Below are 22,183 nucleotides of genomic sequence, written 5' to 3'. Positions count from 1 at the left end.
TAGGTCTGTGGCAGCGGGGAGCGTGCTGATTCCGGGTCGTGGAATGTGTAGATAAAATGAGCACAAGCAAGAAGCGTGGATTAGATCAGATTCTCAACAGAAAGTGATGGAATTTAAGACTAAAGTCTAAGTTGTCCTGACATTGATCCCACATGCGCTATATTGACGCACCATGTCAGATTCGGATCCAGAAGCGGGTTCGGGTTGTATAGTAAGAAGCCGGATTTTATCCAGGTTTCCTCACCGCCATCGGCCGGATAATCATGATAAAGCGATTTGTTCCTCTACTGATACTTGCCATGGGTGTTGCCGGTTTCATTCTGCTCAAGGTCACCAGGCCCGAGCCGGAAACGGTCAGTGCCAGAGAGCGCAGCTGGCTCGTTGAGGTTATGACGGTGACCCCGGATACCCGCACACCGGTATTACCCTTGTATGGCGAAGTGGTTGCGCCGGAACAGACCACCATTGCCTCGCCTCTGGCAGGACGAATTGGCAGCCGACCGGTGCGGGAAGGGCAACGGGTGAAAGCGGGCGAGTTGCTGGTCGCCCTGGATGAGGCAGATGTGGAACCCCTGGTTGCCCAGGCAGAAGCCGACGTAAAAGATCTTCAGGCCCAGTTGGCCTCGGAAGTGGTGCGCTATGCCACCGACCGCGATGCGCTCAAAGGTGAGCGAGCCATTCTGGAAAATGCCCGGCGGCAGTTCGAGCGAACGCAATCGCTGGTCAATCGGGACCTGACCTCGCAGGAAGCGCTCGAGGCCGCCTCCGACGCTCTTGCCCGTGCCCGCCTGACGGTTACGGCAAGGCAGCGGGCCGTGGACGAGCACCCCTCCCGCATACAAAGCCTGGAGGCCAGGCTTGCCCGTGCCCAGGCAGCCCTGACTTCCGCGCGCCGCGACGCAGAGAGAGCCACCGTGCGTGCTCCCTTCGACGGTATCGTGACGGATATCCAGGTGGCAGAGGGTGATCGTGTATCGCAGAACGCCAGGTTACTTTCGGTCTACCCGGAGCAGGGGCTGGAACTGACAGCCCGGGTACCGGATGTCTTCCGCCAGGAGTTGCTGAAAGCCCTGGATGCCGGCGAGGAACTGCAAGCGGTTACGGATGATGGCCGGCATCGATTTATCCTCTCCCGCTTTGCAGGAACCAGTGATCCTGCGGGAACCGAGGCGATTCTCACGTTGAGGGGAGGAGCCGGGGGGCTGCGCCCGGGTGGTTTGCTCCCGGTTACTCTGGAAAGACCGCCAACACGGAATGCCATTGCCGTCCCTTACAGTGCTCTCTATGGCAGCGACAGTGTCTACCGAATGACCGGTGACTCCCGGATGCAGCGCGTTACCGTGAAACGTTTGGGAGAAGCCAGAGGTTCGAACGGTGAGCGCCGTGTGGTGGTGTCCGCCGAGGGGTTGGAGGCCGGCGACTCGCTGATTACTACCCATCTCCCCAATGCCATGACGGGCCTGAAAGTGGAACTTGCCGGCGCCGCGCCTGAGGCGGTCGAATGAGGCGCCGCCGCGGTGTCATCGGTTTCTTCGTACATCACCGGGTAGCGGCCAACCTGATGATGTTGGTGATGCTGCTCGGTGGCTCCCTGGCGCTGACCCGGATGAACATCCAGTTCTTCCCCAATTTTGCACTGGATATTGTCAGTGTCCGGGTGGTGTGGAGCGGCGCCTCAGCGGAGGACGTGGAGCAGGGCATCACCAACCCTCTGGAGCAGCGACTTCGCAGCGTTCAGGGCCTCAAGAAAATGACCTCCACCTCCGCCCAGGGGGTGTCGTCCATCACCCTGGAATTTACCGAGAATACCAACCCTATCCAGGCGCTGGATGATGTGCGCCAGCAAGTCGATGAATTCAACAATCTGCCGGCGGAAGCGGAAGAGCCGCAGGTGACCCGCTTTGAACGCTACGAGCCTGTGGGCCGGCTGCTGGTCTATGGTGACCTGGATCGGTCGGAGCTTCGCCAGCTGGCCTTCCGGTATGAAGATGAGCTGCTTTCCCGGGGTATTGACCGGGTATCCATTCGCGGCCTGCCGGAGCAGCAGATCAGTATTGATGTGCCGGTCGAGCGGCTGGAAGCCCTGGGGCTGTCGCTGGACCAGATTGCAGAGCGTGTAGGGGCTATTTCCCGTGACTTACCGGCGGGAATGATGGGGCAACAGGACGCCACCCGTGAACTACGGTCCGTGGAACAGCGCCGCAGCCCCCAGGACTTTGAAACCCTGCCGGTGCTCAGCGGTGAACGTATTCAACTGCGCCTGGGCGACATTGCCATCATCCGCCAGGAAGCGCGCGAAAGTCAGGTGAACCTGACCCGCGATGGGCTTCCGGCGGTCGAGCTCCAGCTCCAGCGGGCGGAGGACGGCAATTCGCTGGAGGCGGCCGGGGTTTTGGAGGCCTGGCTGGCGGATACCCGTCCGGTGCTGCCGCCGTCCGTGGAACTGGAAGTCTACGACGAAACCTGGCAGCTACTCGATGACCGGATTTCCCTGCTGATCAAGAACGGCATGGGAGGCCTGGTCCTGGTCATTATCCTGCTATACCTGTTTCTGCCGGGCCGGGTCGCCCTGTGGGTGGCCATTGGAATTCCCACAGCCTTTCTGGCGGCGCTGGCGGTACTCTGGGGCATTGGCGGCTCCATCAACATGATTTCCCTGTTTGCGCTGATCATGGCGCTGGGGGTGATCGTGGACGATGCCATTGTGGTGGGCGAGGACGCTGACGCCCACGCACGCATGGGGGAGGAGTCCATCTACGCGTCAGAGGGGGCTGCCCGGCGGATGGTGTGGCCGGTACTGGCGTCATCACTGACCACCGTGGCGGCCTTTATGCCGCTGCTGGTGGTAGGGGGTGTCATCGGTAATATCCTCGGGGATATCCCCCTGGTGATGATCTGTGTGCTGATCGCGTCGTTGCTGGAGTGCTTTATCGTGCTGCCGGCGCACCTGCGCCACGCCTTCATCCCCGGCAAACGCAGGAAGACCGGCCCCGGCCCGGTGGAACGTGTGCGTAACCGATTTGAATCGGGTTTCGACCGTTTCCGCGACGGGCCTTTTCGCAAGATCTCACGCTACACGCTGCAGCACCGGGGCCTTACCCTGGCTTCGGCGCTCGCTGTCGCACTGCTGACGCTGGGACTGCTGGTTGGCGGCCGGCTCGGGTTCAACTTCTTCCCCACACCGGAGCCGTCGGTCCTGTATGCCAATGCGAGCTTTGTGGCCGGCACCAACCGCGAAACCGTGAACGACTTCATCGCCCGGATGCAGCATGCGCTGAACGAAACCGAGGAGGCACTCGGGGGCGACCTGATCCTGCACTCGGTGGCCAATCACGGCACCAGTCAGGGTGCTGAGGGCACCACACGTACGGGGGATGAACTGGGCTCTATCATGGTGGAGCTGGTGCCCTCGGACCGACGTTCCGTTCGCAACCCGGAATTCATCACGGCCTGGCGGGACCGTCTGAACCGGCCTGCAGGACTCGATAACCTCACCATCTCCGAGCGCCAGTCTGGCCCCCCGGGCAAAGATGTGAACGTGCGGCTGACGGGAGAGAGCGCCATCGACCTCAAGACGGCGGCGGAAACTCTCAATGAATCCCTGCGCACCCTGCCCGGAGTACTGGATACCGAAGATGACATGCCCTGGGGGCGGGAGCAGCTTATCTATCAGGTCAGCGCCCACGGTGAGGCGCTGGGGCTGACCACAGATGACCTGGGGCGCCAGCTGCGGGCGGCGTTTGATGGTCGTATTGCCCAGATTTACCAGGATGGGCGTGATGAAGTGGAGGTGCGGGTACAACTTCCACGCCACCAGCGTGAAAGCATGGCGACACTCTCGCAGCTTACCGTGCGGGTTCCGGACGGTCGCTTCGTGCCCCTCACCCAGGTCATGAATCTGGATCACCGTCAGGGCTTCCAGGCCCTGCGGCATGCGGAGGGGCAGTTGTCGGTGGAGGTCACAGCGTCCCTGAATACCCGCGTCAGCACCGCCGACCAGATTATTGCCAGCCTGGAGGAGAACGTACTGCCGTCACTGGCCAGTCAGTACAACCTGCGATACAGCTTTGAGGGCCGGGCGGCCGACCAGCGTGAAACCATGGAGGACATGCAAACCGGCCTGATCATCGGCCTGGGGCTGATGTATGTGGTCCTGGCCTGGGTGTTTGCGTCATGGAGCATGCCATTGATAGTGATGGCCATTATTCCCTTTGCCCTGGTCGGGGCCCTGATCGGCCACTGGCTGATGGGGCTTCAGCTCACCATACTTTCCCTGTTCGGCCTGTTTGGCCTGTCCGGCATTGTGGTGAACAACGCTATTATTCTGGTGGCCTTTTACAACCAGCAGCGAAAGAAAGGGCTGGGCATTACCGACGCTCTTAACGAGGCCGCGGTACAGCGGGTGCGGGCGGTTTTGCTTACCTCCCTGACCACCATTGGTGGTCTGTTACCATTGTTGTTTGAAACCTCACTGCAGGCCCAGTTCCTGATCCCCATGGCCACCTCCATCGCCTTTGGCCTGGGGTTGTCGACCTTGCTGGTGTTGGCGGTGATTCCGGCATTGCTGTCTTATCTTGAACAGTTCCGGGAATGGCGCGCCCACCGACGCGGGGAAGAACCGGAACCCACTATCCAGCGGAGCGTTTAATGTCTGGTCCGGTACTGGCCACAGAAGGGTTGAGCAAAGGGTTTATCAGTGGTGGGCAACGGCTGCCCGTGCTCAGCGGCCTGACCCTGGGAGTCTTGCCAGGTGAGTCTTTGGCGGTTGTCGGCCGCTCTGGTTCCGGCAAGAGTACCCTGCTGAACCTGCTGTGTGGCCTGCAAAGAGCGGACGAGGGCGTCATAACAGTAGCAGGGGAATCCTTTGACAGCTCTGGTAATCGCGGTTTCGCCACACGCTGGGCAGAGTTGCGGCGACGTTCCATCGGTGTGGTGTTCCAGGATGCGAATCTGATGCCGGCTCTCTCGCTGGTAGAGAATGTCCGGTTGCGCACACACCTGGCCGGCCTCACAGGCGGTGACGAACGCGATTGGCTGGAACGCCTGGGCGTGGGCGCCGAGGCTGATCGTTATCCGGACCAGGTTTCCGGCGGCCAGGCCCAGCGCGCAGCACTGGCTATGGTATTTGCCATGTCGCCGGCGCTGATACTGGCAGATGAACCGACCGGGAGCCTTGACCGCCATACTGCCGATGAGGTGGCCGAGTGCCTGTTTGACATGCAGGCCAACAATGGCTGCGCTCTGGTCCTGGCCACCCATGATCGCGAACTCGCTGGCCGTTGTGACCATTTGCTCGACCTGAGCGGAACCCACTAGCTGATGATGCTTGTACGGGCCTTCGTCAGCCATTATCGCCGCCATCCCTTCCAGCTGGCGGCCCTGGCGGTGATGATTATTCTGGCCACCATGTTGTGGACAGGGGTTACCGTGCTGACAGAGCAGGCCCGTAGCAGCCTGTTCCAGAGCGAAGAAGCAGTGGCGGCCCGGGTCCAGGTAGTGCGCGCGGACGGCCAGCCAGTCAACGTGGAAGACTTCGCGCGCCTGAGAATGGCCGGTTTGTGCATCGCACCGTGGCTGGAAGTACAGCGCCCACCTCCCGAGGGCCGGGCCATCGGTATCGATCCCCTGGCCATGGGGTGTTTTGGCGACGCGACCCCTGGTGGGGATTCGGGGGAGCTGGATGGTGCACCGTTTCTTGATATCGCGGAGGCGGCAAGGCTTGCCAGCGAAGGATACGACAGACGGCTTTACCTGCTTGCCAAACATGAAAACGTGACGTTGCCCGAGAGCTACATGCTACGGGAGTTTTCCCTGGGCCCACCCACGGGTGAGCTGGCAGACAGTTTTCTGCTCAATCTGGATGCACTGAGCCTGCTGGTACTGCTTATTACCGGCCTGCTGGTACGCAGCGTGCATCGCCTGGGCATAGCACAGCGCCAGAGCAGTTTTGAACTGCTGTTCCGGTTCGGCGTACCCGTCCGGCGCGTGCAACAGTTATTGGCTCTGGAACTGGTGGTGCTGACCGGGATTTGTGTGCTGCCCGGGCTCTGGCTGGGTGCAAAACTGGCGGGAATGCTGGGCGGTGGTTTCGGGCAGGCTCTCGACAGCCTGTTTGATGTCACTCTCTATGCCGGTTCTGCGGAGGCTTTGCCCTGGCAGGCCGCCGGGGTCATGGTGTTGCTGGTGCTAGCGGTTTGTCTGGTGGACTGGCTGGTGCCGCAGCGCTGGCAGGGGGCTGTCAGTTCAAATCGCGGCCGCCTGGTTGCCGTGCTGGTTCTTGTGGCCGGGTTGGCGGTTGTTGCGCTGGCATCGGATCTGGCCCGGGTTTTTGCGGGTACAGCGCTGGCGTTTATCGGTGCCGGCTGGCTTACTCCTGGCATGCTGGCCTGGTTGGCGCAAAGACTGTCGGACCGTGCCCATCCGGACGGTGCGGGGCCGCTCACACGCTGGCGTCGTCGGGAACTGGCGGTGATGTTCCGGCATCTGGCGCTGCCGGTGGTGGCGCTGCAGTTCGCCATGGCAACCGTGCTGGCAGTCCAGGCATTGGTGACAACCTTCGAAAGCACCTTCGACGACTGGCTGGCCCAGCGCCTTGAGGCGGAATTCTATGTGGAAGTGCCGCCCGGCGCGGATGCCGGGCTGGCGGCGGACCGATTGCGGGTTCTTGAAGGTGTCGGGTCCTGGCATCGGGTGCTCCGTGGCGAGGCTATCATCAGTAGTGATGGTGCTGGTAGTGACGATAGAACCTTGCCCGTTGATCTGTTTGCGCTGGCGCCCATCAGCGACCTTGTCTCGGACTGGACCCTGCTGGCGAGCGTGGATAAACCCTGGCAACAACTTGAACAGGGTGGAGTGATGGTCAATGAGCAACTGGCCCGTCGCCGGCAGCTTGAATTAGGGCAGGCTCTGGAAGTGCTGGTGGCGGACACTGCGATCAGCGTCGCAGTGGTGGCCATCTACGCCGACTATGGCCGCCCGGCCGGGGAGCTATTAATGGCCGGGGCCGCCCTGCCGGAGGGTTTTGTCACGCGTTTCGAGAGCTTCTCGGTGAATCCCGGCGAACTGCCCATGGCTGATATCCGTGCGCAGCTTGCGGAGGTCTGGAATGTAACCGATGTCACTGTCAGGGATAACGCGAGCGTCCGCGCCCTGGCTTCGCGGGTATTCGGCCAGACCTTCCTGCTCACCCGGGCGATCAGTTTGCTGACGCTGGTGCTGGCCGCAGTCGCTCTGTTGATCATGAGCTGGGTGTTTTTCACCACACGCGTCTGGTACTTCCGGTTGCTGGGCATATGGGGGCTGCCTGCCAGAGCCGTTCGCAGCCAGCTGCGGCGCCTGTCGGTCACCCTGACATTGGCAGTCACGCTTGCGGCCCTGCCGCTGGGCATCTGGCTGACCTGGGTGCTGGTCAGCCGTATCAACCCGCTGGCGTTTGGCTGGTCACTGCCGATGGCGCTGTACCCCGGGTTCTGGCTGGAGCTGGGGCTTGTGGCGGTAATCACGGGCCTTGTGGTAGCACGCCTGATGCGTCGGCAGCTGATTCACCGGGAAAGTGGCAAACAGGTGAAAGCATGAGACTAGGTGCCGGTTTTACTACGCTATTTTTGGCCATGGTGGCCGCAGGTTGCTCGGATCCCTCAACCGGGAACGGTTTCGCCGGGCTGGCCCAACAGCCAGGAGACGTGGACCAATCCGGTTTCCTGCAACCGCAGCCCGGCGATACCCTGACCTTTCCCGAGGACTGGGGGCCTCATCCGCAGCATCGCATCGAGTGGTGGTATCTCACCGCCAACCTGAAAACCGCCGACGGTGAGCCCCTGGGCGTGCAATGGACCCAGTTCCGTCAGGCCCTGCAGCCCAGAGCCGTCGAAAGTGAACCCCCCGACCCTGACCACTGGCCTCTGGAAGCCGCCTGGATGGCCCATGGTGCAGTGTCGTTTAACGGTGAACACTGGTTCGCCGAGAAACTGGCTCGTGGCGATGTGGGTCATGCGGGCGCCACGGTGGAGCCATTCCGGGTCTGGCTGGATGACTGGCAGCTGAAATCGGTGCCAGACTCTGATCATTGGCGTTTACAGCTGCAGGGGGATGGCTGGGCCTACGACCTGCGGCTCAGCAACACCGACAGGGTTGTGGCCCATGGCGACAATGGCTTCAGTGCCAAGTCCGCCAGTGGCGAAGGCTCCATGTATTTCAGTCTGGTGGATCTGCGGATTGAGGGAACGGTGACGCTTGATGAGGAAACCCTTGAGGTCTCCGGTAAGGGCTGGTTTGACCGTGAATGGAGCAGCCAGTTTCTCAAGGCCGGCCAGCAGGGTTGGGACTGGTTTGCTCTGCATCTGGACGGTGGCGAGAAGCTGATGGGATTTCGCCTGCGCGAGGACGACGGTGCCTTCTTGGCCGGCAGCTGGATCACGGCCGGGGGCGACGTCGAGGCGCTGGACAGTGAGGATCTGACCCTGTCACCAGCCAGCTGGCAGGCCTCGGAACAAGGCCGGGTGCCTGTTGAGTGGCGTTTGACCATTCCCCGGCATGGTGTGGACCTGACGATCGCAGCGCCGCCCGGCAATTACTGGAATACCGGGCTTTATCCGTACTGGGAAAGCCCGGTTTCGGTCACCGGATCTCACCAGGGGGTGGGTTATATGGAACTGACCGGCTACAGCGAATAGATAGCGCGGGAGGCTTTACCGAATGACCGGGGGCTGGAGCCCGGAGACCAGTTCCTGGATGCCCTGGTGCCATTGCTGGCGGAGCTGATGGAAGTACTCGTTGTGTTCATCCACCTGGTCAATGAAACAGGGTTTCAGTTCGTTATTACGGTAGATCGCCACATCCAGGGGCATACCCACGGACAGATTGCTTTTCATGGTGGAATCGAACGAGATCAGCGCGCATTGGTAGGCCCGGTCCAGGGAGGACTGGTAATTCACCACCCGGTCCAGAATAGGTTTGCCGTACTTGGACTCGCCGATCTGGAAATAGGGGGTTTCTTTGGTAGCTTCGATGAAGTTGCCTTCCGGGTAGATGTTGAACAGCCGCGCTTCTTCGCCGCGAATCTGGCCGCCCAGTATCAGTGAACAACTGAAATCCACATGGTTGACCTTGCCTTCCGGGTTGTCGCGGTGGATAACTTCACGAATGGTCTTGCCAACAATTTCTGCGGTTTCGAACATGGACGCAGCGGAAAAAACGTTGGGCACTTCGGAGCCTGCGCGTTTCTCCAGCAGGCTGATCACGCTCTGGCTGGTGGCGAGGTTGCCGGCAGACAGAATCACCAGTTCCCGCTCCCCGGGCTGCTCGAAGACATGCATTTTGCGGAAGGTCGAGATCTGGTCAAAGCCTGCGTTGGTGCGGGAGTCGGATGCGAATACCAGACCATCGGCCAGCCGCATCGCCACACAATAAGTCATCGGGCTACCCTCGGGTGATTCGGAATTCGCCCAGTTTACCCCTTTCGCTGCAGAAAACATGGGGTGATGTGTCGTTTTTGCCGGGCTTTTTGTTACTGGCTCTCCCCCGCCCTGGTCACCCACGCCCGTGTCTGCAGATGCTCCATTCCGCCGCCGCTGCGGATACCTCGCACCGGAGCAGCATCCCGGTAATCCAGTCCCGTAGCCAGTTTGATATGGCTTTCTGCCACGTTCAGCAGGTTCACCACGTCAAAGGTTTGCCAGTTGCGGCCCAGCCAGGCCTCCGCCCAGGCGTGGGTGGCCAGATGATCCTCGCTGAATGTGTGGATATAACCACTGACGTAACGCACCGGAACCCCGATGTGGCGGCAACAGGATATGAAAATGTGGGTATGGTCCTGACAGACCCCGGCTTTCTGTCTGAAGGCTTCGGCGGCGGTGTGGGTCACGGTGGTGACGCCGGGGGTAAACTGTATGTGCTCCAGTATGCGGTTCATCATCCGGACAAGGCTGCGTTTGTTGGGCGTGAACTGGTTGGCAAAGGCTTTGATGGCCTTGTCGGCCTCCGTCAGCGGCGTGTGGCGCAGGAACACTTCCGGCGGGAAGGGAGAGTCGTCCCGGGTCAGGGGTTTGCCGGTGAGGTCTACCACTCCTTCGGCTGTCAGGGTAATTTTCGAGACGGTCTTGTCCATGGTCATCACCGTGACCTGGTTGCCGAAACCGTCGATCATCTGGCTGGTCTCGCCGGGGGTGCTCAGGTGCCATTCCAGAATTCGCTGTTGGGGCGTGTTGCGGGGTGTCAGCCGCAGGTACTGGATGCTGTTATGCATTGGCGCATCGTAGGAGTAGGTGGTGTCATGGCGGATGTTCAGTTTCATTGTTTCCACCCCATATAATCCTTCTGGATCTGACCGGAGATGCGCTGGATGCGAGCCAGGAAATCCGTCAGGTACTCGTGGAGGCCACGCTCTGCAATGTACTCCCGGTCGCCGTAGCGAATGTTGGCGTACAGACTGGTGGCCAGACGCCTGGCACGGCGGGCCTCACCGCTCTCGATCTGTTCCAGCAGGTCGGCAATTTCCTGCAGGCAGGCGTGGAGCGAGCGCGGAACATCCGGTTTGAGTATCAGCAGTTCCGCCACGTTCATCGGTTCGATGTTGTGACCGTAGGTATGCTGGTAGGCCTCGAAGGCAGCCAGTGAGTGCAGCAGGGCGGTCCATTCGAAGAACGATTGCGTGGGATGACCTTCGAGGGATTTGGTGGCCATGTGATGGCGTATATCGAGAACCCGCGCGGTGGTGTCGGCCCGCTCGATGAAAGTGCCCAGGCGCAAAAAATGGAAGGCATCGTTACGGAGCAGCGTGCCGTAAGCGGCCCCGCGGAACACATGGGAGCGCTCCCGGGTCCAGTCGAACACCCGGCTGGCGTTGGATTCGGTCACACCCGTGTGGTGCAGCTCCTTCAGTTCCATCCAGGCCAGGTTGATGCTTTCCCAGACGTCAGCCGAGAGGTTGCCCCGCACGTGCAGGGCATTGTCCCGGGCGCTGCGTATGATGTTGAACACGCTGGCGGGGTGACGGTCGTCCAGCAGCAGAAAGTCGATGAGATTCTGGGGAGTGATATCGTTGTACAGTCCGTCGAACACCTCGCGGGTGCCGGTGACCAGAAGTGGAACAGACAGCTGCTCCTCGCGGTCTTCGGGAACGTCAATCAGTGCCATGGTCAGGCTGACGTCCAGAAGACGGGCCTGGGTTTCGGCACGCTCCAGGTAACGGGCCATCCAGAACAGACTCGATGCGGCGCGGCTCAGCATTCGTCGCCCTCCAGTACCCAGGTGTCCTTGGTGCCGCCGCCCTGGGACGAGTTCACCACCAGTGACCCTGCTTTCAGGGCCACCCGCGTCAGCCCTCCGGGCACCATCTGTACTTTCTTGCCGGAGAGTACGAAGGGCCGCAGATCCAGGTGCCGGGGTGCCACACCCTCGTCCACAAAGGTGGGGCATGTGGACAGACTCAGGGTAGGCTGGGCGATGTAGTTGTCCGGCCGTGCTTTCAACAGCGTGCGGAAGTGGCTGAGCTCCTTTTTACTCGCTTTGGGTCCGATCAGCATGCCATAGCCACCCGCGCCCTGGGTTTCCTTGACCACCAGTTCTGGCAGGTGCTCCAGCACGTACTGCAGGTCCTTGGGCATACGGCACTGCCAGGTGGGCACGTTCTTCAGGATAGGCTCTTCATTGAGGTAGAAGCGGATCATGTCCGGCACGTAGGGGTAGATGGATTTGTCATCCGCCACGCCGGTACCCATGGCATTGGCCAGCACCACATGGCCGCTGCGGTAGGCCGCGTAGAGGCCGGGGACGCCGAGCATGGAATCCGGATTGCCAGCCAGGGGGTCCAGGAAGTCGTCGTCAATACGCCGGTAAATGACATCCACCTGCTGGGGGCCGACGGTGGTCTTCATGTAGACCCTGTTCTGGCGCACAAACAGATCAGCACCTTCCACCAGCTCGATGCCCATCTGGCGCGCCAGGAAGGCATGCTCGAAGTAGGCGCTGTTAAAGCGGCCTGGTGTCAGCACCACCACCGTGGGGTTGGGGTTCAGAGACGCGGCCCGGAGGGTTTCACCCAGCAATGCCGGGTAGTGTTCCACGGGCGCAACCGGCGCCTGGGCAAACAGCTCCGGGAACAGTCGCATCATCATGCGGCGGTTCTCCAGCATGTAGGAGACCCCGCTGGGGCAGCGGAGGTTGTCCTCCAGCACGTAGAAATCGCCATCGTTGTGACGGATCAGGTCGATGCCGGCAATGTGGGAATACAGGTTGCGCGGCAGCTTCAGGTTCTGCATGCCGGGCTGGTACTGGGGGTTGGCGAACACCTGTTCGGCGCTGATAACACCGGCGCGGATGATGTCAAAATCGTGGTAGATATCGAACAGGAAGCGATTGAGGGCCTGCACCCGCTGCCGCAGCCCGGCCTGCATGCGTTGCCAGTCGCTGGCGGAGATCACCCTGGGTATAAGGTCGAAGGGGATAAGGCGGTCTGCGCCCTGGTCTTCGCCATAGACATTAAAGGTGATGCCCAGGCGCTGGAAAAGGACATCGGCTTCGCGGCGTTTTTCGGCCAGCAGGTCCTCATCAGAGCTGATCAACCAGTCTTCCAGCATCCGGCAGCTGGCCCTTACCCGGTTATTCTCGTCGAACAGCTCGTCGTAAATACCCTCGGGTGGGGTTTGTATCAGCATAACCATGACCCTCTCCTGAACACGCCGCCCACCGGATGTGAGAAGTCGATATCCAGCTGTCCCCTGTGCTTGAAGGACTAGCAAAAGCCAGGCCACTCTGGCGGTGGTGCTCTTATTCTGGTCAGAGCGGGCTATTTAAGAAAAGGCCAGGAAAGAGAAAGTGTCAATAAAAGAGACTGTCAGCCGCCGCAGTGGCGGCTGACAGGCAGGGTTTACTCCAGGGATGTAGCGCCAATGCGGTGAATACTGACATCCGCACCGTTGAACTCTTCTTCCTCGGACAGGCGCAGCCCGGAGATGGCGCGGACAACACCATAGACAATCAGGCCGCCCACAAACGCCACGGCAACGCCGGCGATGGCACCGATAATCTGTGACATCAGGCTGACACCGCCCAGGCCCCCGAAGGCTTCCTGACCGAAGATGCCGGCCGCAATCGCGCCCCATACACCACAAACACCGTGCAGGGGCCAGACGCCCAGTACGTCGTCCAGCCGTTCGATTTTGTCCTGGGCCCATTCGAACATGTACACAAAGACAGCACCGGCAATGCCACCGGTTATCAGTGCACCAACCGGGTGCATCAGGTCCGATCCGGCGCATACGGCTACCAGGCCGGCGAGCGGGCCGTTGTGGATAAAGCCCGGGTCCTTGCGGCCGACCAGCATGGCTACGAGAACGCCGCCCACCATGGCCATCAGGCTATTCACTGCCACCAGGCCACTGATGCCGTCCAGAGTCTGGGCAGACATAACGTTAAAGCCGAACCAGCCCACGGTGAGAATCCAGGCGCCCAGTGCCAGGAACGGAATGTTGGAAGGGGCGAAAGCCACCACCCTGCCATTGCGGTAACGGCCCTGTCGCGCCCCGAGAAGCAGAACGGCAGCGAGGGCTATCCAGCCACCGACGGCGTGCACTACAACGGAGCCGGCAAAGTCGTGAAACGCTGCACCAAACTGGTTCTCCAGCCAGGCCTGGAAGCCATAATTGCCGTTCCAGATCATCCCCTCAAAAAACGGGTACACAAACGCCACAATCAGGCCAGAGGCAATCAGCATTGGGTAGAATTTTGCACGCTCGGCAATACCGCCGGAGACAATGGCGGGAATGGCCGCTGCGAAGGTCATCAGGAAGAAAAACTTGACCAGGTCATAGCCATTGGCGGCGGTCAACTCCGTGGCGCCGGCCATGAAGTGGCTGCCATAGGCAATGTAGTAGCCGATGAAGAAGTAGGCGACGGCGGAGATGCCGAAGTCGGTCATGATCTTGACCAGAGCATTGACCTGGTTCTTGTGGCGCACAGTGCCCACTTCCAGGAAGGCGAAGCCGGCGTGCATGGCCAGCACCATAATGGCACCGATAAGAATGAACAGCGTGTTGGCGCTTTCGGTCAGGGTATGTACTGCACTCGTGATATCCACGGGTTGGATGCTCCTGGTTATGCATTGATAGCGTGCACACCAAGCAAGGAGTGTTCCGTTATGAAGCAAAATCAGGAGGGGTAGTGGATTAGAGGATTTTTGCGCCCGATAAAAGGGCAACCGGAGAAGGATCCCGGTTTATCGCTGCCCTGATGTTGTGCGTCATTGGTGGCCCTGCACCATTGTGGTAGCCGTTTGTTCGGTCCGTTCCTTCCAGGCCGCATACCGAAGCAGGTCTGATTCGACGAAGGTCAGGCAGGCTGCCACCACGCCGGCGTCGTCCAGGAAACCAATTCCCAGAAGCAGGTCCGGAATCAGATCCAGGGGGTTAAGCACATAGATCAGGGCGCCGGCGATGGCCGCAATACTTTTCCACGGTACTTGCCGGTAATTTCCCCGCCAATAGTCCCCCAGCATCGAAAACATCAGGCGGATGTCAGTGCTGAAGCGGTTTAGCTTGCCGCTGTTCCGGACCTTGTCTTCGATGGCCTTCTGACGGCTCAGCAGGTCAGCCACATCATCGCGGCGAACCTTGCCGGCCTCGGTGTTCAACTGTTCGTTTGCCTTGCTTTCGCTGAAAGTAGCCATGAGCAGTTACCTGTATTGAAGTGCCTTTCCCGATCCATGATCCACCAAGGCTGCGGCAAAACCAAGGGGTTTGCGGGTTACATCCGGGTCATGGTTATACTGTGGGGATGGCCGATTACGTCAAAAACAATCCTACGTCTTTTCCCGGTGCCCTGTTGTACGAGGCCAGGGGACTCGAGCTGTTGGCAGAAACACTGAAAGAAGCCGGTGTCAGCAAGTTGCGTGTTCCGCAGGTAAAGTCGGTGTCGGAACGGCAACTGGTGATTCCACGCATCAGTCCGGCACCGGCAAGTGAGGCAGCAATGACAATGCTGGGGGAGGGGGTGGCGCGTATGCATGCCGTTCGTCAGCCTCAGTATGGGTTTGAGAGTGACAACATGATCGGGTTGTCACCACAGAAGAATCGCCTGACGGACGACTGGGGCGATTTTTTCCTGAAGGATCGCCTCGGTGTTCAGGTCGCAATGATTCGTAACCGGCAGGTGAGGAATGAATTCAAGGCCGTGCTTGAGCGGAAGGGCGATGTCCTGGCGCAGTTCCTGAACAGGTACTGTGAGCACCCCAGCCTGCTGCATGGCGACCTATGGTCGGGCAATGTGCTGTTCGACAATACCGGCCCCTGGATGATTGATCCGGCCGTTTATTACGGCGACCGGGAAGCGGACATCGCCATGACAGAACTGTTTGGTGGCTTCTTGGCCGCCTTTTATCGCGCCTATGATCGGGCTTATCCAAGAACAGAGGTTTACGATACCAAGCGGGCGATCTACAACCTCTACCACACCCTCAACCACTACAACCTGTTCGGGGCGTCCTATCTCGATGCGTGCAGGCGTAACCTGAGAGTAATGGAAGCGCTGTGATGGGGGTGGCTACCACCGAGCCTTGTCCCACATCTCCGGATTGGCCCAGTTGTCCGGATTGTTCCAGGCGCGTTTATGGTTGTAGCTGTCGATATTGTAGGTGTAAAGGGTTAACGTGTTGGTGCCATCCCCCAGATCTGCCTGGCGGCGAAAGCCCAGGCCAATGAAGTCGGTAAACGTCCATTCCGGACAGTTCGCCACCACTACAGCAATCTGGTGGGTGCCGTAGTTGCGAAGCTGACCCAGCAGAACTTCTCCCTGTTCATGGCTCAGATGCTCCAGCGTGCCGGTAACAAGTGCCAAATCCTGGGTTTCAGGGAGCGGGAAAGCATTGTTGGGCGCCTCGGGGTCCAGCGTTGTCATGGCCGATTCGCTGTGGTGGTGGCACCAGTGCTCACCCACCTGGCCAGCTACCTTGCCACAGACCACCAGAGTAGTGGGTTGGCAGGTGTCGATAATGCGGGCCAGGGCCTGGTGGGGAGTTGTCATGGTAGAGTGTGTCCTGTCGGGGGTGAGCCGTCAGTATCCCACTGGCCAGTCTGCGGCATCAACCAGGTGCAGACCAACCGGCTGGGCCGCGTTTCCCCGCCAGCGCTCCACAAAGTCTCCGTCGGGATCGAATTGCCGCGCCTGCTTTTCCAGGTTGAAGTGCCGGGGCCCCTTGGGGTCGGCACCGACTCCGGCCTGGTACTGCCAGTTGCCGTAATTGCTGGCAACGTCATAATCCACCAGTTGCTCTTCGAACCAGGCGGCGCCGTAGCGCCAGTCCAGTTCCAGTTCGTTCACCAGGCAACTGGCGACAATCTGTCGGCTGCGGTTACTGATGTAGCCGGTCTCCCGCAACTGATTCATGGCTGCGTTCACCAGAGGGTATTCGGTGGTGCCTGCACACCAGGCCTTGAAGCGATGGGGGTAGAAGGAGGCAGAGCGTTTTATCTGCTGGACCCCGTCCCGGCGAAACAGGTTAGAGCCGTGTTGTAGTGCGTACCAGTAGAAGTATTCCCGCCACAGCAACTCGAACCACAGCCAGTAGGTGGATTCGTTCCTGACGTGCCTTTTTTCATACCTACTGATGGAGTCGGCCACTTCCCGGATGGACAACGATCCGTTTGCCAGCCAGGGTGACAAACGGGAAGAGCCCTCGGTATCGTCCAGCGCATCGCGGGTCTCCTTGTAGGAGGCGATGTGGTGATTGACGAAGAGATAGTCGTGAAGGCGTTTAAGGCCCGCCGACTCACCACCGGTAAACGGGACAGGCTGTCGGGGTTCGGGAATGGCAGGGCATTCACCCCGGTTGTCTTCCGGGTAGCCGGGTGCCGGCGGCAGCGCCGTCAAAGTGCGTATGCGCAGGCTTCCGGAGTTGCGCTCGCCGGTCTTCTCAATCTGTTTGCGGAAACCGGAAAAGGTGCCTGGCAGACTCTCGATCGTCATTGGCAGAGCGCGCTCGGTGAACAGGCTGAGGGTTTCGAACTGATGGAAAACCGTCTCCGGAAGCCTGGCTTTGATAGCCTGCCATTCACCTGCTTCCCGTGTGCCTGGCAGGCGCGAGCGTATCACTCGCCCGATCCGGTGATTACGTACCAGTTCCGGGATCACCGCTTCGGGCTCACCGAAGGCGATGTGTAACCGTTGCCCCATTGACCTGAGGCTGCGTTCCAGCTCCATCAGGCTTTGCCACAGAAAACGCCAGCGGTGATCACCCATGGTTCTGCACTGGAATGGACCTGGTGCAAACCAGCGCGGGTTGACCACATACACGCAAAGCAGCATGTCCGACTTTGAGGCGGCCAGCAGGGCTGCGTTGTCATGGAGTCGCAGGTCCCGTGTGAACCAATAGAGAGTGGTCAAGATCAGAGAACCTCATCGAATAACATGGACGAGGAATAGTACGTTATGTGTGTGGTGATGGATTGGCACGACAAAATCGGAGTGGTTCGCCTCAGGTGCCGCCCATATAAATCGACATTAAATGATTGTCGTCCCGGATGTCCTCTTGGGTACCCGCAAATTTACGCTTACCACCTGCGAAAATATAAACACTGTCGGCGACGGGTAATGCTTCACGAATATTCTGCTCGACCATGATGACGCCGACCCCTCGCTCCTTGAGGCTGACGACTCTTTCCATGGTTTCATGGACCAGGGCGGGCGAGAGTCCGGCCGACGGCTCGTCAAGCATCACAAACACCGGGTCTGTCACCAGGGCCCGGGCTATGGCCACCATCATCTGTTCTCCCCCTGACAGTGAGCCCGCGGGGGTATTTCTGCGGCGCTGCAGGTTCGGGTAATCAGCAATCAAGGATTCAATGCGTTCTTCGATGAGCTGCTTGTTGTTTAGCGCATACCCGCCCATCCTGAGATTTTCCAAAACGGTAAATCTCGGAAACACGCCCCCGCCCTGGGGCATCATCACAATGCCCTTGGTCACCATGTTGTGTACGGGTAATCCGGTGAGCTCGGTATCGCCGAGTGAGATCCGTCCGGACCATGCAGGCAGGAGGCCGGCAATAGCCTTTATGACAGTGGACTTTCCGCTGCCATTGGGGCCGAAAATACAGGTAATCTGTCCCGGAGGTGCAGAGATGGTGATATCATGCACGATCTCCTGCTTGCCGTAACCGGTAACCAGATTGTCGACTCTCAGCTCGTTGCTCATGTACGCCCCAGATAGGCTTGTTGGACATTGCTGTCGTTGGCGATGGTTTCGAAATCGCCTTCCGCCACCACTTTGCCCTGATCCATCACCACAAGCCGGTCGCAGATTTCCTTTACCATTTCCATGTCGTGTTCGATGACCAGAAAAGTGATGCCGGTTTTTCGTAAACGCTGTATGGCGTCCAGAATTATCTGACGAATATTGGGGTGCACGCCGGCAGTGACTTCATCAAGCAAAATGACTTTCGGGTCCCGCACGCAGACCCGTCCGAATTCCACCAGTTTTTGCTGGCCGCCGGAAAGCTCCGAGGCGAGGTTGTCGACCACGTGGCTGATCTCGAGCATTTCCAGGGTACTTTCCATCCTCTCACGGGCACGTTTCCAGTCCCCTTCGACGGCGGCCGCCAGCAGGTTGTCCCTGACAGACATGTTGAGAAACAGGGAAGGAATCTGAAAGGTCCTGCTGATGCCGGTACGGGCGATTTTCCAGGTGGGCCAGCCAGTAACGTCGATTCCCTGCAAACGTATTTTTCCGGCGTCAGGCTTCTGTCCGCCCGCTGCAAGACTGAACAGGGTCGACTTACCGCTACCATTGGGGCCGATAACCCCAACCACCTCGCCTACGTCGACGGAGAGCGAAACGTCGTCAACGGCGGTAATCCCACCGAAATGCTTGCTAACCGACTCTATCGCCAGTGGTGAATACTCTGATGATTCGGCTTTGTGCGACGCAGATAACATCAGAAGACCTCTCCTAAAGTTTGCCGAGAATTCTGGAGATAAGTTCCCTGCCACGTCGGCGCCCCATGAAAAGGCTGATCAAGCCGTTGGGAAGGAACAGAACCACCAGCGCTATAATAACGCCGAGTATCGGCAGATAGATGACGGTGTCTCCGAACGTCGACCAGATGTAACGATTGGTGATCCAGAGCAATACCCCGCCAAGGGCCGGGCCCCAGACGGTTCCAAGCCCGCCGAGAAGAACCATGACGACCATCTGGTCGGTGATCTCGGGCCCCATGACGGAATATGGGTCTATGTAGGTTGTCCAGTATGCGTAGATGCTTCCGAAAAGCGCTGTGATTGCTGCCGATAGGGCAAAGGACTGGACCTTGACCAGGTTTGTCCTGATGCCCAGGGATTCGGCGGCCGGTTCGTCGTCCCGCAATGCCTTGATTCTGAATCCGAAGCGTGAGCGTTCGATTAGCAGCCAGACTCCGACGAAGCTGGCTGTCGCAGCGAACAGCATGAGGTAGTAGAAGAAAAACTCATTGAGGTAGGCAGGCAGCGAGAGCCCGGCAGTGCCTCCCGTAAAGTCGAGTACCGTGACCAGTTGCATCAGCATTTCGGCGAACGCCCAGGTTGCGATGGCAAAATAGGCACCCCTGAGCCGCATGGTCGGCCCGCCAATAGCGACAGCGACGGCGATGGAGAGAATGATCGCCGGCAGCAGGGTAACAAAGAATGAGGCGCCGAAATCGGACTGCATCAGGATAGCGGTGGTGTAGGCGCCGATACCGAAGAACGCCGAGTGCCCGAAGCTGATATACCCGGCATAGCCCCCCACAATGTTCCACGCACAGGCCAGCCCCGCCCACATTAGCGCACCGGTGGCAATTCTCAGGGTGTAAGAGTCAATAAAAGTGGGCAATACCGCCAGGGCGATCACAATGGCGCCGATCAGGAGTGTCCGGACGATGAGTTTTGGGGTCAGAACAGGTTTAGATGCCACGTCCCAGAACTCCTTTGGGTGCAACCAGAAGGGTAAGGTACAGGGTTCCAAAAACGATCAGTAAGGAATACCGCGCCCCAATATAGGTGGCGACATAGGCTTCAAGCAGGCCGAGAGCCAGGCCGGCCACCAGAACGCCACCCACTGAACCGAGGCCGGCGAGTACGGCGACAAAGAATGCAAAGAGCGTGTAGCGAACGCCAACGCTGGGGTTGACCGAATAAATGGTCGCAATCAGGACGCCGGCGGATGCGGTCAAAGCGGTATAAATACCATATACCCAGGCGGAAACCCGTTTCACGTCTACCCCCATCAATCCGGCATGGTCGTGGTTTTGCGCCAGTGCCCTTACGGCCATGCCAAAGCGACTCCTGTAGAGCAGAATGAACAGCCCCAGGCTGAACAGCAGCGCCATGAGAAAAGCAGACAGTCGCATCAGGGGAATCGTGATGGGGCCCAGGCTCAGGAATTGACCAGACAACACGGAGTCGACGCTGCGGCTGTTGTAGGACCATAGCCAGAGGGCACCCCCACGCATGAACAGGAAGATACCGAAAGTAAAGGCCAATGCCATCAGGTCAGGCCGCGCATACCGGCTGGTTCTGACATGGTAGATCAGCGGGCCAAGCCCACGACCGATCAGCAAAAAAAGCGCGAACACCAGGAAAATACTGATGAACGGGTCGATGCCGGCCAGGGTTACCAGCCAATAGGCAGTGTAGCCGCCGAGCATGGTCCAGCCCCCGACCGCAAAGTCGATCACGTGCAGTACACCGAAGGTCAACTGGAACCCGATGGTGAGGCAAATCAGGATTCCACCGATCAGAATGCCGTTTACAAGTGTCTGAAGGAAAAGGTCCAAGGCGGTGCTCCCAGTCCAGGCGTCATCCACGTGTTGTTACAGTCGCCGACAGACTTCCTCTCTCAGGAGAACTCTCGACGACTGTAAGTCCGGCTCGGTGTCAGGTAGAACCGGGGATTGGGTAAACGAGCTCTCCCTTGGACGCATTCTCCGGAGCCACTGGCACCACATCGCCACTCTTGATCTGGACGACAGCCGGCACTGGTTTGGTGTTGTTGTGGAAGTGACTTCCTTCCTTGGCAAACCCTACTGGACCGTAGAAGGTTTCAATGTCCGTATCTTCAATCGCCTTGGCGAGTTCGGCACGGGTTCCCTGGTCCCAGGGTGGCGCTTTTCCGAGCCGGCGTGCAGCGTCCTGCAGCACCAGCCCGCTGGCTGAGCAGGCTGCTTCGGTGTAATCCGGCCGTGTTCCCCACCGGGAAAAGGACAGATCTGAATAGTCGCTGGCGGTTCCGAACAGTTCATCCTTGTAAGGCAATCCTTCGGTCCATACGGAAACTCCAAGGATACCGTTTGACTCGCTTCCGGTTTCTTTAATGAAGGCTGCGGAGGTTACACCGTAGTGCATGATCAGTGCCTTGGGCTTGTAGTTCAGCGCCTTCGCCGTATTCACAAAATTGATAAAGACGTCTTCATGCCCGCCGACAGCGACAATATCCGGGTTGCTTGACTTCAGCTTGGATACAATGGCCGAGAGATCCGAGCCGGCAGGAAACAACTCGTAACTGAGGAGATCCAGCCCGGATTCCTCCACACCTTTGCGGAAGCCTTCCGCCGTTTCCTTGGAGAAGGGCTCATCAACCCCGATAACCGAAGCGGTTTTCGCACGGTCACCAAGGTTTTCCGCCAGCACCACCATGGATTTATCAGTGGTGAGATCCACCGCCGGAATCATGCCGAAATTGAACGCGGGTTTTGCCAGCCAGACATTCGGAGACTCCGCGGATCCGGAAATCATTGGCACCCTGTATTTCTGACTGATTGGTTGCACCGCGAGGGTCACGCCAGAGGTGTAGGGTCCGAACAGGACATCGACCTCGTCCTGGATGATCAGCCGTTCTGCGGCATCCGCCCCGGAAGCGGGCCGTGATTGGGCATCGCCATAGAACATTTCCACGGGATAGCGCTTTCCCTCAATCTCGATGCCTCCAAGCTTGTTGATTTCTTCCGCCCATAGATCGTAGCCCCGGCGTGTCAGATTGCCGCCGAAACGATTCGCGCCTGACAATGAAGTAACGACACCAACACGAATCTTGTGTTCTTCCGCGTTAACCTTCAGCGCTGGAAAACCAAGGGTCATTGCGCCGGTGCCGAGTAAAGAGTTCCTTAGAAACTTCCTGCGGGAAAATTTATGACTCATGAGCCTGCTCTCCCTCAATGGGTGCATTCAGTGGCTTGTTGTTAATCTG

General features: G+C 59.3%; 19 protein-coding genes. 6 read left to right on the top strand and 13 right to left on the bottom strand.

Going from position 1 to position 22,183, the window contains the following annotated elements; all coding sequences use genetic code 11:
• Positions 1-263: 263 nt before the first annotated feature.
• Genes ABJM11_RS05765 through ABJM11_RS05745 form a run of 5 tightly spaced genes read left to right on the top strand, consistent with a single transcriptional unit; the run spans position 264 to position 8,672 of the window.
• Positions 264-1,505 (top strand): HlyD family efflux transporter periplasmic adaptor subunit, encoded by a 1,242-nt coding sequence (locus tag ABJM11_RS05765; RefSeq protein WP_348295960.1) that lies wholly within the window; start codon positions 264-266, stop codon positions 1,503-1,505.
• Positions 1,502-4,648 carry an efflux RND transporter permease subunit gene (locus ABJM11_RS05760; protein ID WP_348295959.1) on the top strand — a complete coding sequence of 1,049 codons (3,147 nt, stop codon included), beginning with the start codon at positions 1,502-1,504 and terminating at the stop codon, positions 4,646-4,648. The genes ABJM11_RS05765 and ABJM11_RS05760 overlap by 4 nt, the downstream gene beginning before the upstream one ends.
• Complete coding sequence (locus ABJM11_RS05755) at positions 4,648-5,316, top strand: ATP-binding cassette domain-containing protein (RefSeq protein WP_348295958.1); 669 nt, start codon at positions 4,648-4,650, stop codon at positions 5,314-5,316. Before ABJM11_RS05760 ends, ABJM11_RS05755 begins: the two co-directional genes overlap by 1 nt.
• 3 nt (positions 5,317-5,319) lie before the next feature.
• A complete protein-coding gene (locus ABJM11_RS05750; RefSeq protein ID WP_348295957.1) occupies positions 5,320-7,575 on the top strand; it encodes an ABC transporter permease in 2,256 nt (751 codons plus the stop codon).
• A complete protein-coding gene (locus ABJM11_RS05745) occupies positions 7,572-8,672 on the top strand; it encodes a lipocalin-like domain-containing protein (protein ID WP_348295956.1) in 1,101 nt (366 codons plus the stop codon). Before ABJM11_RS05750 ends, ABJM11_RS05745 begins: the two co-directional genes overlap by 4 nt.
• A 15-nt stretch (positions 8,673-8,687) precedes the next feature.
• Here the strand turns inward: ABJM11_RS05745 and ABJM11_RS05740 are convergent, their stop codons facing one another.
• The 6 genes from ABJM11_RS05740 to ABJM11_RS05715 form a co-directional block, all read right to left on the bottom strand.
• Positions 8,688-9,413 carry a proteasome-type protease gene (locus ABJM11_RS05740; RefSeq protein WP_348295955.1) on the bottom strand — a complete coding sequence of 242 codons (726 nt, stop codon included), beginning with the start codon at positions 9,411-9,413 and terminating at the stop codon, positions 8,688-8,690.
• Between the two features lie 92 nt (positions 9,414-9,505).
• Positions 9,506-10,291 (bottom strand): transglutaminase family protein, encoded by a 786-nt coding sequence (locus tag ABJM11_RS05735; RefSeq protein WP_348295954.1) that lies wholly within the window; start codon positions 10,289-10,291, stop codon positions 9,506-9,508.
• Positions 10,288-11,226, bottom strand: a complete 939-nt coding sequence (locus ABJM11_RS05730; RefSeq protein WP_348295953.1) for an alpha-E domain-containing protein — start codon at positions 11,224-11,226, stop codon at positions 10,288-10,290. The genes ABJM11_RS05735 and ABJM11_RS05730 overlap by 4 nt, the downstream gene beginning before the upstream one ends.
• Complete coding sequence (locus ABJM11_RS05725; RefSeq protein ID WP_348295952.1) at positions 11,220-12,659, bottom strand: circularly permuted type 2 ATP-grasp protein; 1,440 nt, start codon at positions 12,657-12,659, stop codon at positions 11,220-11,222. Before ABJM11_RS05725 ends, ABJM11_RS05730 begins: the two co-directional genes overlap by 7 nt.
• 206 nt (positions 12,660-12,865) lie before the next feature.
• The gene (locus ABJM11_RS05720) at positions 12,866-14,074 is read right to left on the bottom strand and encodes an ammonium transporter (protein WP_348295951.1); all 1,209 of its coding nucleotides are present in this window, start codon (positions 14,072-14,074) and stop codon (positions 12,866-12,868) included.
• A 162-nt stretch (positions 14,075-14,236) separates the two neighbouring features.
• The gene (locus ABJM11_RS05715) at positions 14,237-14,662 is read right to left on the bottom strand and encodes a DUF1232 domain-containing protein (RefSeq protein ID WP_348295950.1); all 426 of its coding nucleotides are present in this window, start codon (positions 14,660-14,662) and stop codon (positions 14,237-14,239) included.
• A 107-nt stretch (positions 14,663-14,769) separates the two neighbouring features.
• On the opposite strand from ABJM11_RS05715, the gene ABJM11_RS05710 reads away from it, so the two are divergent.
• A complete protein-coding gene (locus tag ABJM11_RS05710; protein WP_348295949.1) occupies positions 14,770-15,525 on the top strand; it encodes a fructosamine kinase family protein in 756 nt (251 codons plus the stop codon).
• A gap of 9 nt (positions 15,526-15,534) precedes the next feature.
• On the opposite strand, the gene ABJM11_RS05705 is transcribed toward ABJM11_RS05710, so the two are convergent.
• From ABJM11_RS05705 to ABJM11_RS05675, 7 genes are all read right to left on the bottom strand, one after another.
• Positions 15,535-16,014 (bottom strand): DUF6231 family protein, encoded by a 480-nt coding sequence (locus tag ABJM11_RS05705; RefSeq protein WP_348295948.1) that lies wholly within the window; start codon positions 16,012-16,014, stop codon positions 15,535-15,537.
• A gap of 30 nt (positions 16,015-16,044) precedes the next feature.
• On the bottom strand, positions 16,045-17,373 hold the full coding sequence (locus ABJM11_RS05700) for a DASH family cryptochrome (RefSeq protein ID WP_348295947.1): 1,329 nt from the start codon (positions 17,371-17,373) through the stop codon (positions 16,045-16,047).
• A 91-nt stretch (positions 17,374-17,464) separates the two neighbouring features.
• Positions 17,465-18,181, bottom strand: a complete 717-nt coding sequence (locus ABJM11_RS05695; RefSeq protein ID WP_348295946.1) for an ABC transporter ATP-binding protein — start codon at positions 18,179-18,181, stop codon at positions 17,465-17,467.
• Complete coding sequence (locus ABJM11_RS05690) at positions 18,178-18,921, bottom strand: ABC transporter ATP-binding protein (RefSeq protein WP_348295945.1); 744 nt, start codon at positions 18,919-18,921, stop codon at positions 18,178-18,180. Before ABJM11_RS05690 ends, ABJM11_RS05695 begins: the two co-directional genes overlap by 4 nt.
• Positions 18,922-18,934: 13 nt before the next feature.
• Entirely contained in the window at positions 18,935-19,912 is a 978-nt protein-coding gene (locus ABJM11_RS05685) for a branched-chain amino acid ABC transporter permease (RefSeq protein WP_348295944.1), read from the bottom strand.
• Positions 19,902-20,774: a branched-chain amino acid ABC transporter permease gene (locus ABJM11_RS05680; protein WP_348295943.1), complete on the bottom strand. Its 873-nt coding sequence runs from the start codon at positions 20,772-20,774 to the stop codon at positions 19,902-19,904. Before ABJM11_RS05680 ends, ABJM11_RS05685 begins: the two co-directional genes overlap by 11 nt.
• 100 nt (positions 20,775-20,874) lie before the next feature.
• Positions 20,875-22,134, bottom strand: coding sequence for an amino acid ABC transporter substrate-binding protein (locus ABJM11_RS05675; protein WP_348295942.1), 1,260 nt, complete (start codon positions 22,132-22,134; stop codon positions 20,875-20,877).
• Between the last annotated feature and the right edge of the window lie 49 nt (positions 22,135-22,183).

The sequence above is a fragment of the Marinobacter sp. genome (assembly GCF_039977835.1).
In the GTDB taxonomy this organism is placed as follows: domain Bacteria; phylum Pseudomonadota; class Gammaproteobacteria; order Pseudomonadales; family Oleiphilaceae; genus Marinobacter.
Note: the sequence above shows the minus strand (reverse complement) of the source record. Positions and strands in the feature narration are given on the sequence as shown.

Bases quoted from the DNA above. Each gene is read 5' to 3' on its own strand.
- ABJM11_RS05765 (WP_348295960.1), top strand. From the start codon at position 264: ATGATAAAGCGATTTGTTCCTCTACTGATACTTGCCATGGGTGTTGCC.
- ABJM11_RS05760 (WP_348295959.1), top strand. From the start codon at position 1,502: ATGAGGCGCCGCCGCGGTGTCATCGGTTTCTTCGTACATCACCGGGTA.
- ABJM11_RS05755 (WP_348295958.1), top strand. From the start codon at position 4,648: ATGTCTGGTCCGGTACTGGCCACAGAAGGGTTGAGCAAAGGGTTTATC.
- ABJM11_RS05750 (WP_348295957.1), top strand. From the start codon at position 5,320: ATGATGCTTGTACGGGCCTTCGTCAGCCATTATCGCCGCCATCCCTTC.
- ABJM11_RS05745 (WP_348295956.1), top strand. From the start codon at position 7,572: ATGAGACTAGGTGCCGGTTTTACTACGCTATTTTTGGCCATGGTGGCC.
- ABJM11_RS05740 (WP_348295955.1), bottom strand. From the start codon at position 9,413: ATGACTTATTGTGTGGCGATGCGGCTGGCCGATGGTCTGGTATTCGCA.
- ABJM11_RS05735 (WP_348295954.1), bottom strand. From the start codon at position 10,291: ATGAAACTGAACATCCGCCATGACACCACCTACTCCTACGATGCGCCA.
- ABJM11_RS05730 (WP_348295953.1), bottom strand. From the start codon at position 11,226: ATGCTGAGCCGCGCCGCATCGAGTCTGTTCTGGATGGCCCGTTACCTG.
- ABJM11_RS05725 (WP_348295952.1), bottom strand. From the start codon at position 12,659: ATGGTTATGCTGATACAAACCCCACCCGAGGGTATTTACGACGAGCTG.
- ABJM11_RS05715 (WP_348295950.1), bottom strand. From the start codon at position 14,662: ATGGCTACTTTCAGCGAAAGCAAGGCAAACGAACAGTTGAACACCGAG.
- ABJM11_RS05710 (WP_348295949.1), top strand. From the start codon at position 14,770: ATGGCCGATTACGTCAAAAACAATCCTACGTCTTTTCCCGGTGCCCTG.
- ABJM11_RS05705 (WP_348295948.1), bottom strand. From the start codon at position 16,014: ATGACAACTCCCCACCAGGCCCTGGCCCGCATTATCGACACCTGCCAA.
- ABJM11_RS05695 (WP_348295946.1), bottom strand. From the start codon at position 18,181: ATGAGCAACGAGCTGAGAGTCGACAATCTGGTTACCGGTTACGGCAAG.
- ABJM11_RS05690 (WP_348295945.1), bottom strand. From the start codon at position 18,921: ATGTTATCTGCGTCGCACAAAGCCGAATCATCAGAGTATTCACCACTG.
- ABJM11_RS05675 (WP_348295942.1), bottom strand. From the start codon at position 22,134: ATGAGTCATAAATTTTCCCGCAGGAAGTTTCTAAGGAACTCTTTACTC.